Here is a 16,200-nt window from a genome sequence, read left to right as displayed (position 1 = left end):
GGTCTCCCAGCCCGGCCTTTCTCGTCCGGTCCTGCTTCTTTCCTGCTGCTTCTTGCCTGCTACTTCTTACCGATGAACCAGTCCTGCAGCTTCTGCAGCCGCCGCTGGAGCTGGTCCTCGTTGGCCTGCGCCACGGCCGGTCCGCCGCACTGGCGGCGCAGCTCCGTGTGGACCTGGCCGTGGGGCATGCCGGTGCGGGCCGCCCAGGCCGAGACGTTCTTGGCGAGCTGCCCGCGCAGTTCCGTGAGCTGACGGTGGTCCACCACGACCGGTTCGGCGGCAGGCGCCGCCATCGGCCTCGCTTTCCGCCGGGACTGCTGTTCCTGCTGGCGCTGGCGCAGGAGCTGGCCCACCTGATCGGCGTCGAGCAGCCCAGGGATCCCGAGGAAGTCGAGTTCCTCCTCGCTGCCCATCTCGCCGCCGGTGCCGAACTCGCCGCCATCGAACAGGACGCGGTCGAAGGAGGCCTGCGATTCGAGGGCCTCGAACTTCTGCTTGGTCAGGGAGTCCGAGGCCTTGTCCTCGCGGTTCGCCGCCTCCATCAGGCCGTCCTCGAGGCCGAACCCCTCGTCGTCCTTCTCGGGCCGGTCGAGGGCATGGTCGCGTTCGAGTTCGAGCTGATTGGCGAGCGCCATGAGGTTCGGCACGGAGGGCAGGAAGATCGACGCCGTCTCCCCGCGTCGTCGCGCACGGACGTAACGGCCGACGGCCTGCGCGAAGAACAGCGGCGTCGCGGTCGACGTCGCATAGACGCCGACGGCGAGGCGCGGGACGTCGACGCCCTCGGACACCATGCGGACCGCGACCATCCACCGCTTGTCGCCGTCGGAGAATTCCTCGATCTTCGAGGACGCCTTCGCGTCGTCCGAGAGGATGACCGTCGGGGACTCCCCCGTGATCCGCTTGAGCTGGCCCGCGTAGGCGCGGGCGTCGTCGTGGTCCGTCGCGATCACGAGGCCACCGGCGTCGTGCACCGTACGCCGCACCTCGGTGAGCCGCTTGTCGGCGGCGGCGAGGACCGCGGGGATCCACTCACCGGCGGGGTTGAGTGCCGTCCGCCAGGCCTGCGCCGTGATGTCCTTGGTGACCGCGGCCTCACCGAGCGACGCGGCCATTTCCTCGCCGCCACTGGTGCGCCAGCGCATCTGGCCCGAGTAGGCCATGAACATGACCGGGCGCACCACGTGGTCCCGGAGTGCCTGGCCGTAGCCGTAGGTGTAGTCGGCACGCGAGCGGCGAATGCCGTCGCGGTCCTCGGCGTACTCCACGAAGGGGATGGCGGCCGTATCGGAGCGGAAGGGCGTCCCGGTGAGCGCGAGCCGCCTCGCGGCGGGCTCGAAGGCCTCCCTGATGCCGTCGCCCCAGGACAGCGCGTCGCCGCCGTGGTGGATCTCGTCGAGGATGACGAGGGTGCGGGCGGCCTCGGTCTTGGCACGGTGCAGCATCGGCTTGCTGGCGACCTGCGCGTACGTCACGGCGACGCCGATGAAGGCACCGCCATGGCGGCCGTCCGCATTCTTGAAGTTGGGGTCGATCGCGAGGCCCACCCGCGCAGCGGCATCGGCCCACTGGCGCTTGAGGTGATCCGTCGGGGCGACGACGGTGATCCGGTTGACGATGCCGCGGTCCACGAGTTCCGTGGCCACCCTCAGGGCGAAGGTCGTTTTACCGGCGCCCGGAGTCGCCACGGCGAGGAAATCGCTCGGTGATTCCCGGAAATACTTCTCCAGCGCTTCGCTCTGCCACTGGCGGAGCTTGGGGGCGGTCCCCCATGCTGCGCGCTCCGGATATGCGGGGGGCAGGGCTGCGCCGGCACCGAACAGGGTGTCACTACTCACGCCGGGACAGTACCTTCCATTGACTTGCTGGGGGTGAGGCCGGGGCCGGCATCAGGGAACCTGGCCCCTCTCAGACCCGAAACTATACCTGCTGCCGTGAACACCCACAGAGCCAGCCAGATCGCAACAAAGGTCGGCACGTGTCCCGGGTTCGACGGGTCGTGCAGGAGGGCGAAGAGGGCGCCCGCGCCGGCTGTCCCCACGACTCCACCGAGCTGGTCGGAGATCTGGAGCGCCGCGGAATTGCGTCCCTGCTCACTCTCCGCCGAGAGCTTCAGCACCAGGACGGACGCGCTCGAGAGCGCCATGCCCATGGCGGACCCCGATATTCCCCACGTCGCGACCAACACCCAGAGGGGAGCTTCGACGGCCGTGGCGAGGACGAATCCGCCGAGCGACAGCGACAGCACGGAGGATCCGGCGACGAGCAGCCACTGGCGGCCGAACGTCACACGCGCCTGGACGAAGGACCCCGCACTCCAGCCGAGCGCAGCAGCGCTCAGGGTCAGGCCGGCGGTTCCGGGATCTATGCCGCGGGAACTGACCAGCATGAGCGGGATGAAGGCCTCGACGCCGAAGAACGCGACATTCACGATCCCGCGGGTGGCGATGATGCTGGGCAGTCCGCGCGCGAGGACCAGGGTGCCTTTCGGCAGGAGCGCCGGCAGGACGATGAGGACGACGACGATGCCTGCCACCGCCAGGAGGACCAGGGCGGACACGGCTGCGGCACTCGGGCTCTCCGCGTCGGCGAGCCGGACGACGGCCCACTGCGCGGCGAACACTCCACCGGCGAGGGCGAAGCCCCGCACCACACGTGCCGCAGCGGAACCGGCCTCGGGCGAGTCGATCGGCCCGAGCCCCCTGGTCTTCGGCCACACGATGACGACGGCGGCAAGCACGATGGGTGACACGCCGAGGAACACCCAGCGCCAGCCGAACTGCTCCGTGACGAAGCCCGCGATCACCGGTCCGATGAGCCCCGGCACCACCCAGGCGGCCGCCAGCCACCCGAACACCACGGGTTGCACACGTTGGGGGAAGGACCTGCCGATCACGACGTAGACCGCCACGATCATGAAGCCGCCGCCGAGACCGGACACCGCGCGGCCGACCGTCACGAGCCAGAAGTCCGGCGCCGCTCCTGCTGCGAGCAGCCCGAGGATCATGAGCGACAGCCCGACGGCGAGGGCAGGCCGGGGCCCCTTCCGGTCACACCACGATCCGGCGACGACGGTGCCCAACAGTGAGGCCGTCAGGTACATGGAGAACGCGAGCCCGTAGCTCGACTCGCCGGACAGTTCCCGTGCCACCGAGGGCATGGCGGTGACGACGGCCATCGCCTCGAAGGCGGCGCACGTGATGATCGCGAGGATCCCGATGATGAGCGGGCGCAGTTCGGGCGACATCGCCCGGGCGGCCTTGCTCGCGGTCTTCTTCATGGCACCTTGTTCTGCTGGGGCGGTGGCGTTCTGCTGGGGCGGTGGCCGAGGGGCCCGCCGTCTGAACCCCGACGACGTACGAGGGGTCCGCCTGCGCGCTGGATCCTGCGCGGGCAAGATGGCCGGAAGCCCCGGCATGCGCGTCCGCGCGGTTGCTCGCGGGGCCGGTTGCTCGCGGGGCCGGTTGCTCGCGGGGCCGGTTGCTCGCGGGGCCGGTTGCTCGCGGGGCCGGTTGCTCGCGGGGCCGGTTGCTCGCGGGGTCCGTCGCTCGCGGGTTCGGTTGCTCGCGGGGCCGGTTGCTCGCCTGGCTTGTCGCCTTCCCGAGGGATGGCGGGTGATCAGCCCTTGGGTTTGTCGTCGCCCGGGCGGAGGCCGTTGTAGATTTCCTTGCATTCGGGGCAGACGGGGAACTTCTCGGGATCGCGTCCCGGCGTCCAGACCTTGCCGCAGAGCGCGATCACGGGCTCGCCGGTGAAGGCCGACTCCATGATCTTCTCCTTGCGCACGTAGTGCGCGAAGCGCTCCGAGTCGCCTGGCTCGACTTCCTGGCGTACTTCCTCACGTTCGATGGTCGCCGTGGAGCCGCCTGTGCCGGTATCGAGGGGATCGTTTGCGAAGGGATCTGCGGGCATAGTCATGGCTTCAGTCTATCGCTCGGCAGCTTGGCGGACAGGGGTGCCGGGCGATTGGCAGTCGCAGGAATTGCGTGGCGGGATAATGACAGGGGGCCGGACGGGTATTCCCTGGTGCCGGTTCTCCGACGACTCCTGGCTCGCTTTCAATCCGCTTTCGACCTGCTTTCCACATACTTTCGACCCACCCGATAATGTCGGTGGTGGACGAGATCATAGAACCATGCGGACCCCGTTCGAGCAATTGATGGAAATGCAGAGGATATCCTCCCGGATAACCGAACTGAGCGCCGAGAAAGCACGGATCGACGCCGACATCGCCCGCGCCGCCACCGAACTTCGCGAACTCTTCACAGAACGCATCCTCCAGGGCTCCTACGCACCCCACCGGCATACCAACCTCGCCGACACCACCACCGCAAGCGAAATAGCGTGCCTGCTCCGCATCTCCGAACGCACCGCCCACCGGCTCGTCCAACACTCCGCGCTGCTGGTCAACTACCACCCCAAAACCCTGGACGCCCTGCATGCAGGCACCATCTCCTGGGCTCACGCCACAACCCTCCTCTACGAATACGCTGCCCTGCCCTCCGGCGCCGCCGCCGCCATGGAAGAAGCCCTGCTACCCATCGCAGCCGATACCACCGTCCCCCGCCTGGCCCACCGCGCCCGGAAACTACGCACTGAACTCCACCCCACCAGCCTCCAGGACCGCGCCCACACCGCCACCCAGGACCGCCGCGTGGACCTCGAACCCGCCGACGACGCCATGGCCTGGCTGCACATCCACCTCCCCGCCACCGACGCCACGGCCATCGACACCCGCCTCACCACCACCGCCCGGGCCCTGCAGACACCCACCGAACACCGCACCCTGCCCCAACTACGCACCGACATCCTCACCGACCTGCTCCTCACCAGATACACCCCTGATTACACCTGCCCTTGCCACCGAACCCCCACGAATATCCCCCGATCAGACACGGAACCAGACGCCGGTGCTGGTGGCTCCGATAACTCTGGTGGCGGCTGTCGGTGCGGGGCGATCGGGCACGAACACCCGGACGCGTATCGGGTGCAGGCGAACATCAACATCACAGTCCCGGTCCTGACCCTGCTCGGCCTCGACGATGGACCCGCGGACCTCGAAGGCTACGGACCCATCCCCGCCGACACGGCCCGCCACCTCGCAGCCCACGCCCCTTCCTTCACCCGGCTCCTCACCCACCCCGAAACCGGAGCCGTCCTCAGCGTCGGACGTACCACCTACACGGTGCCCGCGGACCTCAAGAAATGGTTGCGCGTCCGCGACCGCACCTGCCGACACCCCGGCTGCAACACCCCCGCCTCACGCTGCGAACTCGACCACACCACCCCTTGGTCCCACCACGGCACAACAGCCCACAACAACCTTTCCCACCTCTGCCGCAAACACCACATGTTGAAAACCGAAGGCATCTGGCACTACACCCAGCCCGCTCCCGGCACCATCATGGCTACCTCACCCGCCGGCAAGATCTACACCACAGCCTCGGACCCACCACCCTTCTGACCTCAGCGGGTGGGAGCTTCGCAGCCGATGCCGGTCGGATTCTCGATGCAGTTCTGGCTCACGTTGTGCCCCTGGGTGCGCCAGATGCTCATCAGATGCGGCACCGAGACGACTGCGGCCTCGCCGGCAACCGGTTGGAATGGCCCGCCGTCCACGGAGTAGTCGCCGGCGAAGAACGTGGTCAACGTGAGGTTGAAGTCTCCCGTTTGGGCGTACTGATGACTCGTGGGCGTCTCAGTGTCGAAGGCGTCGCCCTGCACCGGACCGCCCGGCGTGGTGGTTGTCGCGCTTGTGCCGTCCCCGTAGTTCCACTGATACGCGACCGGTCGGGCCTTCAGCACTATGGTGGCGTCCTGGAACTCGAAGGTGAACTCCTGCTCGCGTGCCTCCGCGTAGATGTTCGAATGCGCGTTCCTCAGCCCGAAGTTCGAGGGCTGGGAAATGATCACCGAGGCAAGGACTGGCTGCTTCTGGAACTCGGCGAGGGTGATGACAATGGGCGCCTCCTCCGGCGCTGCAGCTCCCTCGACGGGCGGCTCGAGCGGCTCACCCGGGTACATGCACGACGACCGGCCCGTCGGTGTCTGGGTCGCCGGTTGGACGTTGTTGTTCACCTCGATCCAGTTGACCAGAATCCCATCGTCCTGGGCGTCGCACTGGGCATTCATCTGCGGGCAGGTCACCGGATCCAGCGCATTCTGATCACCAGCGGTGCACGCCCGCTCGTAGACATAGCTGATGCCGTCATCTTGCGGGAGAGCAGCTGGCTGAGCAGCATCTAAAAGGACCTGTGGGCGCGCGAGCGCTTTCGTCGCTGGCCTAATCGTGCTTCTTATGGTGTTGCCGGCATTCACCCACCCAGACTCAGTGATGCCAGCGGACGGTTCGCTGTCGCCTCCGGAAGCCGGTGCAGCAGGAATCACTATCATTGCGAGAGCAAATGATAGTGGAATTTTTACTCGCGAAAAATAAGTGCCCAACCTAAGTCCCCTCGGGGGATCCGAAATCGAGCATTACCCAGTGGTCATCTTCCCAAAAAGCTATGGAAACTCCGATGGTTGATGGGGTTTGCGCCGTCTTCTTTACTTCGTCACCGCTGGAATTGAAGTAAACTATTTCATCTTGCGTGATGTCAACGAATGAATTTATTGAACCAGTGGTATTTTTTTCGAAACCCGTTTCACTCGAATTCAGGCTGATAGTTCCGCCTTGGATCCATCCACCGCTCGAATAATGAACCTTAACTGCCTGGCTGAGATTTCCGCACGTCCTGCACCCGGGGTCGGTCACGGCCTCAAATGGTGCCCAGTCATTCGTCTCGTAGCCGTACGAGAACAGCTCGAGCCAGTACTTCGTGAAGGCCTCCAGACCCTCCTTCGAGTTCTCGTCCGCCAGTGCGGGCTTCACGGGAACCGGGATGTTGGCAGCCGGACCTGCCGAAGAAGCAGGCGACGGTTCGGGACCCGAGGAGGACGTGGCTGACGCGGACACCTCCGCGGTTGGAGGTGCTGAGGTCGATGAAGGCTGACTCTGCGTCTCGTTGGCGGACGGGCCGCCGTTGCCTTGGCACCCTGTCAGGAGCATCAGCACAATCGCGGCCCCCGCCGGCAATGCTGCCCGACAAGGACGGCCACTTGTACGCATGAAGTACACGCAACTCCCCCGTCACCATCGACCAGCCACCCGGAATGGCCCCCAGCATAGCCCTCGACCCCTCCTACCACGAGGGGTTATGCACAGCTTCGGGGAGGGCGGAGACGTGGGCAGGCGGAATGCGCGGCGACAAGCAGGGAAAGCGCAGCCGTCAGCGGTTGGCCGCCACGGACAGCAGCAGCTCGGGAGCCCTCCGGTCGTACCAGCGACCGCCTGTCCGAATCCCGACGACCAGCAGGATCACGCCGAGTACCACTCCGGCCAGCAGGGTCAGCCAGCCGAACACTGCCTGCCCCGTGACGAAATACACGATGGTCAGGGTGATCTCCGGCAATGCCAGCAACAGCAGGACGAGCCACCCCACCATCTGCACCGCGAACATCGTGAAGCTCGTCCCCGGCGGCGTCTTGAAGGCGCTCTCGCCAGGCAGGGGGACGTTGTATGTGTACCTCGCCGACACGACGCTGGACAGCCCGGCCCCGGTGAGCAGGACGCCGATCGATAGGCCCAGCATCACCGGCAGATCCTCGGCCCGTCCCGTGATGAGCAACGGCAGCACCGTGAACACCAGCGTGACCGGCAGCGCGAAGACCAGGAGGGCGGCGGCGCGGCCCAGACGGTCATCCCTGCCCTTGACCCCGGTCGAGACGTGCAGGCTAAACGCGGTGTTGTCGTAGGAGATATCGGCGGCGATCGACCAGGCCAGGAGGAAGGCGGTCGTGGGACCGAGGAAGGCGAAAGCACCTTCGGACCCTCCGCCCGAGAAATAGAGAATCACCGCCAGGAAGGGGATCACGACGAGCGAGGCGAAGTACCGGGGATCCCTGAACCAGTAGGTGAGCGCCCGCGCTGCCACCGCACCGGCAGGTGTCGCGGGGAACCGGCCGAACCAGCCGATCTTTCCACCGGCCCGCTTGGCGACGGCGTTATAGGGAGGAGTGACGAGCGCGTTGCGGAGGGTGCGGCTCCACAGCACCAGGAACAGCGCCAGGGTGAGCACCCCGATCAGGAAACGCACGACGGCGAGCGCCGGGTCGCCTGCGGCGATGTCGGCCGGAGCCGCCCACAGCGCGCCCAGCGGAGTCCAGGCGAGGACGTCAGCGAGGGACGCGGCGAAGCCGGGCGAGTTCTGGAAACCCGCAGTCACTCCCCCGATGATCGGTCCGAGGAAGATCAGAGGGATGAACGCGACGATGCCGTTCACGTCCTTGAAGCGACGGGACCCCGTCATGGAGGACACGGCGGTCGTGACGAGCCGTGACGCGACGACACACAGGAGGACCGCGACGAGGCCGCAGACGAGCGCGGCCAGGGCCGCCGCCGGGTAGCGGATCCAGGTGGTGACCTGTGCCAGGGCGGCGATCAGGGTCACCACGCCGGGGATGCCCAGCAGGCCACCGAGGACGAGTCCTGCGATCAGTTGGCGCATCGGGATCGCGAACGTCACGAACCGCGCCGGGTCGAGGGTCATGTCGATGCCGGTGGCCGCGATGGGGATGATGATCCACCCGAGCACCGCAGCCGAACCGCCGACCACGAGAACAGTCCGGATGAGTTCGACGTCGGCCCTGCCGAGGAGCACGAGGCCGACGACGAGGAACGACAGGACCCCCAGCCCGTAGAGGCCGCCCAGGATCACGCCGATAAGTTGCGCCGTGCTCCGACGAAGGGAATTCCGCAGCAGGAGGAGCTTCAGCCTCAGGAGGTGCGCAACCACGACAGCCCTTCCGACGTGTTGCGTCCACCGACCAGTTCGACGAAGCGGTCCTCGAGCGTCGCATCGCCCCGGACCTCGTCGACCGTTCCCGCTGCGAGGACGGTGCCCGCCGCGATGACGGCGACGTGGTCGCACATGCGCTGCACGAGATCCATGACATGGCTGGAGACGATGACGGACCCTCCGGACTGCACGTAGCCGCCGAGGATGTCCCGGATGTTGGCAGCTGACACCGGATCGACGGACTCGAAGGGTTCGTCGAGCACCAGCAGCCTCGGAGCGTGGATAAGGGCCGACGCCAGGGCGATCTTCTTCGTCATGCCCGCCGAGTAGTCCACCACCAGTGTCCCGGCGTCGTTCGTGAGATCCAGGGCACGCAGGAGGTCGTGGGTCCGCTCGACCACGGTCTCACGGTCCATTCCCCGGAGCAGCCCGGCATACGTGACGAGCTGCTCGCCGGTCAGCCGGTCGAAGAGGCGGACGCCGTCGGGCAGGATGCCCATCAGCTTCTTGGCCTCGAGCGGCCGCGCCCACACATCCACGCCATGCACGAGGGCCTGTCCGAAGTCCGGGCGCAGCAACCCCGTCGCCATCGAGAGCGTGGTGGTCTTGCCGGCACCGTTCGGTCCGACGAGCCCGTAGAAGGAGCCCGGCGGCACCTCCAGATGCACACCGTTGACGGCGATCTTCTCGCCGAAGCGCTTGGCCAGCCCACGGATGCTCAGCGCGGCCGTGCCCGGCCCGGCCTGGGCATCGTTTGCATCGGACGACGGTGGAACGAGGGAACTCATGCCCCCAAGCTAGCAACGCGCGCTGGGACCCCTCGTCATCCCATAGGAGGAGAGGCCCGTGTCAGAACCCGCCGGCGCGCTCGTACTGCGGGACGGGCGACAGGTCGTGACCCAGCTCGTGCGCGGCACGCATCCACCAGTGCGGATCGCGCAGCGCGGCCCGCGCGACCAGGACGACGTCGGCCCGCTCGTTGCGGATCACCTCGTCCGCCTGCCGCGCGTCACTGATGAGTCCGACAGCACCGGTCGGGACGCCGGAGGACCGCACCTCCTCGGCGAGGGCCACCTGGTAGCCGGGTCCCACGGGAATGGACGCCGACGGCACGGCTCCGCCGGACGAGACATCGACGAGGTCGACCCCCTCCTCGGCTGCGCGCTTCGCGAGCCTCGCCGACACTGCGCCGTCGAGCCCGCCCTCGGTCCAGTCGGAGGCCGAGATGCGCAATAGCAGCGGCATCGACTCCGGGATGATCCGCCGCACCTCGCGGATCACCTCGAGGGTCAGCCGGAAGCGTGCTTCCTCCGAGCCACCCCAGCCGTCCGTCCGGGTGTTGACCAGCGGTGACAGGAACTGGTGCAGCAGGTATCCGTGCGCGGCGTGGATCTCCATCGTGTCGAAGCCGGCGCCGACGGCGAGCGCGGCAGCCGCACCGAAGTCGCGGATCACCTTCTCGATGTCCTCCTCGGTCATGGCACGCGGCGCCGCGTACCTGCCGAACGCCTCGTCGGTGGGACCGAGCGTCTGCCAGCCGCCCTCCGACGCGGGCACCGAGTCGTGCCGGCCGCTGAAGGGCCAGTAGGTGGACGCCTTACGCCCGGCATGCGCGAGCTGCACCGCCGTCTTCGTCCCGACGGCGCTGTGCTCGTGGATGAAGTCGTTGATGCGGCGCCACGCGTCGGCCTGCTCCTGCGTGTAGATGCCGGCGTCGCGCGGGCTGATCATCCCCTCGTGGCTGACAGCGGCGGCCTCGGTGATGATCAGCGCGGCTCCCCCGGTCGCGAACTGCCCGAGGTGCACGAGGTGCCAGTCGGTCGGCACCCCGGGAGCGACAGCGGGCTCGCACGAGTACTGGCACATCGCCGCGACCCAGCCGCGGTGTGCAAGGTCGAGGGAACGGAGCGTGATCGGATCGAAGAGGCCGGGTGAGCCGGTCGAGGCAGCTGCGGGCGTCATGTCATCCTCCAGGGGGACGGGTCAGTCAGGTCAGGCGGATCGAGCAGGTCTGGTGGGCAGGTGGATCGGGTGGGAACAGGAATCGGACAGGCCGGTCCGGACCCGGAGGGGTCCTAGAACAGGGCCCGGGCCAGCGCGCTGCGGGCCTTGGTCACACGCGGGTCCGTGACACCGACGACGTCGAACAGCTCCAGCAGGCGCTTGCGTGCCGTCTCCTTGTCCTCGCCGGACGTCCGCCCGATGAACGCGATGACGCGGTTGAACGCGTCCTCGACATGGCCTCCCGTGAGGTCGAGGTCGGCGACCGCGAGCTGCGCATCGACCGCATCGGGCTCGTCGGCCCCGCGCTGGCGCACCTCCGCGGCATCGAGGTCCTGGACACGCTGCATGAGCTCCACCTGGGCGAGCCCGGCCTTGGCATCGGCGTCGGCGGGCTGCTCGGCGAGGGCGCGGCGGTACGCTGCCGCGGCAGCGGGGTAGTCGCCCTTCTCGATGGCGTCGAACGCCTCCTGGTGCAGGGGCGGAAGCGGCGGCTCCTCCCCTGCGGCAGGGCCCGGCTGGGAGCCGTCGTTCAGCGTCCCGGTCACGCCGTTGGCCTCGGCGACCTTCATGAGTTCGTCGAGGTACGCGCGGATCTGCGGGTCGGGAAGGGCACCCTCGAACAGAGGCACCGGCTGGCCCTTGACGACGGCGACCACGGTGGGCGCGCCCTGCGCCTGGAACGCCTGGGCGATCTGCGGCTGCGCCTGCAGGTCGACGTTGGCCAGCAGGATCCGGCCGTCGAACTCCACGACGGCGGCCTCGAGCACCGCGGTCACCTCGTTCGACTGCTCGCTCCAGGTCGCCCGGAGGTTCACGACGACGGGCACCTGCGCCGAGAGCTGCACCAGCTGCGGGAACGTCTGCTCCGTGACCTCGACGATGTACGGGCTCGGGGCAGCGGGAGCCTGCCGTGCCGCTGCCGGGCGCGCTGCCGCGTCGGCACGCGCCTTGAGGGCGGACAGGTCCACCGCTCCCCTGAGGTTCATGCTCGACGGCGGCATTCCGCCGCGCTGTGCTGGTGTGGACAATGCTCTGCCTTTCTCTGACTGCTGCTGGTGGGAAGCTCGGGATGCGTCCGGCTCAGCGGAGCTTGGCGGACAGCAACTGCTGGGCGGCGCCGATGACCCGGATTTTATCGTCGCTGCCGGCCGGAGGTACGTACATCATCACGGCCTCACCGTAGTTGACGTCGATGCCCTTTCGGCTGCTCTCCTTGCCGGTCAGCGCCTTGTACACGGTCCCCTTGAGATCGATGGTGCCCCCGGACTTCGGCACGCTGGAGTACTTGTGGGTGAGGTAGCCGAAGACCATCGCCCCGCCGTCGCCCGTCAGCAGTGCCTGGGTGCGGTCGGCCTGGGCCGCGTGGCTGAACGTGATGTTGGCCGCCTTGTTGCCGGGATCGGCCACCACCCCGGCCTGGAACTCGGTGATCGCCTCGGCGAAGGAGTTCTGCTCGAAGGTCTTGGCATTCTTCCCGGACGGCTTGGTCAGGAAGTCGGCGATGGAGGCGACGGCGTCCTGGGGTGCGGCCGCGAGAGTTCCGGACTCGTCGAGCGGAACCGGGCCCGTGGCGCCGGGAGCGGGAGGCGAGGGGAACGTGCTGCCGGGCAGCATCTGGACGGCGGAGACCAGCCGGTAGTTCTCGCGTGGCGTGTCCTGGACCAGCAGCAGTGCCTGCGGCACGGGGTTCTCGTCGCCCTGGGTGAGTGCGACGATGGTCCGCGGCCACTCGGGGTCGGTGGGGACCATGTCGAGCAGGACGGGGTCGGCGGCCACCGGCGGCGGGACCGCGGCCTTCTTGTCCTTCGCCCGCACTGCGTAGGCACCGGCGCGGAGGTCCAGCGCCTCGCCATCGACACGCTCGGCGAGGCGCTTCGCGTCGGAGTCGGCATCGCCGTCGGCCACCACGGCGGCGACTGCTCCCAGGATCCGCTCGAGCTGGCTGTCGAGGACGACGGGCGGACCGCTGGCCTCGCTGCCGGCCGACGGGGCTCCCGCAGCAGCGGTGTCCGATGCAGTGGCTGATGCGGTGGGCGCTGCGGTGGGCGCTGCGGTGGGCGTGGCAGAAGGCGACGTCGTCGCCATTCCGGGCGCGATCCCCAGCAGCGATCCGGCGCCGACCAGGCCCGCGACGACCAGGACGGAACCGGGAGCGGCGTATGCAGCCCCGCCCGGCCTGTCGGCCTGCCCGTTCCTGCGGGCGTAGGCACGGGTGCCCTCCACGGCGTCGGCGTTCCGGCCGCCGCGGTTGCGGGGGGTGAGGAAGAGGAGCGCGATGCCCAGGACGACGACGAGCGCACCGCCGAGGATCAGCGGGAGCGCGAACGGGGTGGACTGGTCGTTGGGGCGGGTGACGGACACCTGCGTCGGAGCGGGCGTCTCGCCGTCGGTGGCGAGAAGGATGGACCAGTCGCCCTCGGCGGGCTCGCTCCAGCGGTAGGTCAGCGTCCCGTCACCGGGTTCCTCACTGATCCACAGGTCACTGCCGCTGGGGTCGGGCACGGAGTCCTCACCCTCGGAATACTCCGAGGTGAGTGTGTCCTCGCTGGCGCCTGTGACGTTCAGGTGCGCGGCGTCGCCCACCCAGGCCTCGACGTCCGTGGACCGCCCGACGGCCAGGGTGAACGGACCGTCCGCGTCCACCGTCACCTCGACCGATCCGCCCGCACCGTCGCGTGCGCCGGGCTCGATCACGGTGACCGGCGCAGCCCGGACATCCTGGGCGACGCTCGCGGTCACCGTCTCGGCGGGAGCCCAGAGGGTCCGCTGGCCGATGCCGAGGAGCATCAGCAGGAGCCCTGCCACGATGATCGGTATTGCTGTCTTTCCGCGCACTGGTTGCCTATCGTCGTCCGTTACGGCGGACCACGTGGCCCCTTCCGCTCTGAGGCCGGCGCAGCGGATGCCGCGACACAGCACACTCAGGAATAGCTCCTCAATGGTAACGAAGTTCGTCCGGCGTGCCCCGCCGCGCGAGGAGGCCTCCGTTCCGATGGCCGTCGGGGCCGCGCCCGGAGCCGCCTCCGGGGACTGCGTCCGGACGACGCGAAGCACGGCGCGTCAAGAACCTCGCCGCCCTGCCACCGGCTGTTAGGGTTTCGCTAGTCGGACCCTAACAGCGGTAGCAGCACCGCTCACGTGAAAGCAGAGCTCTTCGTTGACAGACCACCAGGACGTTCCGCTCGATCAGCCGCTCCCGCGGCCCGAGCCCGTCGGGACCAGCGACGACGGGCAGTCCACCGGCGGACAGCCGACCATCGTGACACCTCCGCCGTCGGCCCTGCGCTCGCTCTTCTCCCTCGCGCGCAGGTCCCTTCCCACGGCCCAGCCGCGCCCGCGCTTCGAATTCCCCCCGGAACTCGAGCCCGCTCCCGTCGCCGTGGATCCCGATGTATCGCTCACCGACGAACGCCTGAAGTTCGGCGGCGCATACCCGAGGACCATGCGGTCCCACCCCATCCACTTCGGCTTCATGATGAGCGTCGGCGTGGGCCTCGCCCTTCTCGCCTTCTTCATCATCACGAATGTGGGCCAGCTCCTCGTCTGGATCGGAGCGGCGCTCTTCATCGCCCTCGGACTGGATCCGATCGTGCGGTGGCTCGAGACCAAGGGAGTACCGCGTCCGGTGGGGATCGCCACGTCCCTCTCGATCCTCGTCGGCTTCGTGGCAGGATTCTTCGCCCTCCTCATCCCGACGATCGTCAGCCAGACCTCGCAGATCGTCGACCGGGGACCGGGCTACGCACAGGACTTCCTGAACTCGGAGTTCTTCACCGGGCTGGACGCACAGTTCCAACTGCGGGACCGCGTCACCTCGGAGATCGACAGGTTCTTCACCAACAGCGCGGCGGTGGGCGGGATCTTCGGCGGCGTGCTCGGCGTCGGAACGGTGATCCTGAACGCCCTGTTCGGCACCTTGGTGATCCTGGTCCTCGCGCTGTACTTCCTCGCGTCACTGCCGGGGATGAAGAAATGGGCGTACCGGCTCGCCCCCCGCTCGCGCCGGCCCCGCGTGGAGGTCCTGTCGGAGGAGATCACCCGCAGCGTGGGCATGTACGTCATCGGCCAGGCCTGCGTCGCCCTCCTCAACGGAACCTTCGCGTTCATCGTGATGACCATCGCGAACGTCCCGTTCTCCGTGCTGCTGGCGTTCGTCGTCGCGCTGCTGGCATTCATACCGCTGGTCGGCGGAACGATCGCGGCGGTCCTCGTCAGCCTGATCGCACTCACGGTCGGCTGGCATACGGCGCTCCTGTTCGCCATCCCCTACATCGCCTACCTGCAGTTCGAGGCGTACTTCATCTCCCCGCGCATCATGCAGCGCGCCGTCGCCGTACCCGGGGCGGTAGCGGTCATCGCCGTGATCGCCGGCGGAAGCCTGCTCGGCGTCCTCGGAGCCCTCATCGCCATCCCGACGGCGGCCGCCGTCATGCTGCTCCTCAAGGAAGTCTTCATCGCCCGCCAGGACGGCCAGTAGCACGACCGATCCGTCGCCCGCAGTCGAGTTCGGGCCGCCCGCAGCGAAGCCCGCTCAGCCCGCTTTCAGCGGCGACGGGGCGACGGCGGCAGGTCCCGTCCAGTGCGACGGCAGCGGAAGCGCGACGTCGGGGCGCACGACGCCCACGATCTCGTTGAGCGCCCGGGCGGCGTACTTCTCCCCCACCCAGAGGTGCTTCGCACCGTCGATCCCCGTCACGTCGGCCTGCGGGACACGGGAGAACCGTTCCGCTGCGTCGTCCGGCACCAGGTAGTCGTCGAACTCGGGAACCAGTACCTTCAGGGGAAGTCCGCTCGCACCCCAGGCGTCGAGGTCGGCGTCGCCCGCCCGGTGCAGCGGCGGCGAGAGCAGGATGGCCCCTTCGATGAGCTCGGCCACCGGGTCCTGGGCGCCGTACTTGAGGCACAGCTCGGTGCCGAAGGACCAGCCCACGAGCCAGATGTTGTGAAGCCCCTGTGCCACGGCCCAGTCGACCGCCGCCTGGAGGTCCAGGCGTTCGCCGTCACCGCCGTCGAACGTACCCTCGCTGCAGCCCCGGGGGGAGCAGGTGCCGCGCGTGTTGAACCGCAGGACCGCGATGTCGGCGAGGGCGGGGAGGCGGAAGGACGCCTTCCTGTACACGTGGGAGTCCATGAACCCGCCGTGCGTGGGCAGCGGGTGGAGCGTCACGAGGGTGGCCTTCGGCGTCCGCCCCTCGGGTGCCGCGAATTCGCCCACGAGGGTCAGGCCGTCCGCAGTGAGCAGTTCGATGTCGCGGCGATCTGCGGGCAGCACCGTCGATGCCCGGATCTCTATCGCTTCGTCGCTGGTCGTGAAGGTGTACTCGGGGGTATCGCTGGCCATTCCACCAGTCTAGGTCGG

At 68.3% G+C, this 16,200-nt stretch carries 13 protein-coding genes; 2 read left to right on the top strand and 11 right to left on the bottom strand.

The features are described 5' to 3' along the window. Nucleotides 1-59 precede the first annotated feature (59 nt). The 3 genes from P5G52_RS09865 to P5G52_RS09855 form a co-directional block, all read right to left on the bottom strand. Nucleotides 60-1,838 (bottom strand): DEAD/DEAH box helicase, encoded by a 1,779-nt coding sequence (locus P5G52_RS09865; RefSeq protein ID WP_087076222.1) that lies wholly within the window; start codon nucleotides 1,836-1,838, stop codon nucleotides 60-62. Next, nucleotides 1,835-3,280 carry an MFS transporter gene (locus tag P5G52_RS09860; RefSeq protein ID WP_301226938.1) on the bottom strand — a complete coding sequence of 482 codons (1,446 nt, stop codon included), beginning with the start codon at nucleotides 3,278-3,280 and terminating at the stop codon, nucleotides 1,835-1,837. The genes P5G52_RS09865 and P5G52_RS09860 overlap by 4 nt, the downstream gene beginning before the upstream one ends. Before the next feature lie 338 nt (nucleotides 3,281-3,618). Further along, complete coding sequence (locus P5G52_RS09855; protein ID WP_301226936.1) at nucleotides 3,619-3,918, bottom strand: DUF3039 domain-containing protein; 300 nt, start codon at nucleotides 3,916-3,918, stop codon at nucleotides 3,619-3,621. A gap of 247 nt (nucleotides 3,919-4,165) precedes the next feature. On the opposite strand from P5G52_RS09855, the gene P5G52_RS09850 reads away from it, so the two are divergent. Continuing rightward, complete coding sequence (locus tag P5G52_RS09850; protein WP_301226934.1) at nucleotides 4,166-5,464, top strand: HNH endonuclease signature motif containing protein; 1,299 nt, start codon at nucleotides 4,166-4,168, stop codon at nucleotides 5,462-5,464. 2 nt (nucleotides 5,465-5,466) lie between these two features. Here P5G52_RS09850 and P5G52_RS09845 read toward each other — a convergent pair whose 3' ends face one another. The 7 genes from P5G52_RS09845 to P5G52_RS09815 all read right to left on the bottom strand — a co-directional run bounded on the left by P5G52_RS09845 (nucleotide 5,467) and on the right by P5G52_RS09815 (nucleotide 13,676). Continuing rightward, complete coding sequence (locus tag P5G52_RS09845; RefSeq protein WP_301226932.1) at nucleotides 5,467-6,318, bottom strand: PKD domain-containing protein; 852 nt, start codon at nucleotides 6,316-6,318, stop codon at nucleotides 5,467-5,469. 127 nt (nucleotides 6,319-6,445) lie between these two features. Next, a complete protein-coding gene (locus P5G52_RS09840; RefSeq protein ID WP_301226930.1) occupies nucleotides 6,446-7,048 on the bottom strand; it encodes a DUF6318 family protein in 603 nt (200 codons plus the stop codon). 220 nt (nucleotides 7,049-7,268) lie between these two features. Beyond that, nucleotides 7,269-8,834, bottom strand: coding sequence for a transporter (locus P5G52_RS09835; protein ID WP_301226928.1), 1,566 nt, complete (start codon nucleotides 8,832-8,834; stop codon nucleotides 7,269-7,271). After that, entirely contained in the window at nucleotides 8,816-9,625 is an 810-nt protein-coding gene (locus P5G52_RS09830) for an ABC transporter ATP-binding protein (RefSeq protein WP_301226926.1), read from the bottom strand. The genes P5G52_RS09835 and P5G52_RS09830 overlap by 19 nt, the downstream gene beginning before the upstream one ends. Before the next feature lie 61 nt (nucleotides 9,626-9,686). After that, nucleotides 9,687-10,799 carry an NADH:flavin oxidoreductase/NADH oxidase gene (locus P5G52_RS09825; protein WP_301226924.1) on the bottom strand — a complete coding sequence of 371 codons (1,113 nt, stop codon included), beginning with the start codon at nucleotides 10,797-10,799 and terminating at the stop codon, nucleotides 9,687-9,689. A 113-nt stretch (nucleotides 10,800-10,912) separates the two neighbouring features. Next, nucleotides 10,913-11,869 carry a tetratricopeptide repeat protein gene (locus P5G52_RS09820; RefSeq protein ID WP_301226922.1) on the bottom strand — a complete coding sequence of 319 codons (957 nt, stop codon included), beginning with the start codon at nucleotides 11,867-11,869 and terminating at the stop codon, nucleotides 10,913-10,915. Between the two features lie 52 nt (nucleotides 11,870-11,921). Beyond that, nucleotides 11,922-13,676 (bottom strand): DUF8094 domain-containing protein, encoded by a 1,755-nt coding sequence (locus P5G52_RS09815; protein ID WP_301226920.1) that lies wholly within the window; start codon nucleotides 13,674-13,676, stop codon nucleotides 11,922-11,924. A gap of 322 nt (nucleotides 13,677-13,998) precedes the next feature. On the opposite strand from P5G52_RS09815, the gene P5G52_RS09810 reads away from it, so the two are divergent. Then, nucleotides 13,999-15,318 carry an AI-2E family transporter gene (locus tag P5G52_RS09810; RefSeq protein WP_435868664.1) on the top strand — a complete coding sequence of 440 codons (1,320 nt, stop codon included), beginning with the start codon at nucleotides 13,999-14,001 and terminating at the stop codon, nucleotides 15,316-15,318. A 54-nt stretch (nucleotides 15,319-15,372) separates the two neighbouring features. Here P5G52_RS09810 and P5G52_RS09805 read toward each other — a convergent pair whose 3' ends face one another. Next, nucleotides 15,373-16,182 carry an alpha/beta hydrolase gene (locus P5G52_RS09805; protein ID WP_301226918.1) on the bottom strand — a complete coding sequence of 270 codons (810 nt, stop codon included), beginning with the start codon at nucleotides 16,180-16,182 and terminating at the stop codon, nucleotides 15,373-15,375. Nucleotides 16,183-16,200: the final 18 nt, after the last annotated feature.

The organism is Arthrobacter burdickii, assembly GCF_030433645.1.
Classification (GTDB): domain Bacteria; phylum Actinomycetota; class Actinomycetes; order Actinomycetales; family Micrococcaceae; genus Arthrobacter_D; species Arthrobacter_D burdickii.
Note: the sequence above shows the minus strand (reverse complement) of the source record. Positions and strands in the feature narration are given on the sequence as shown.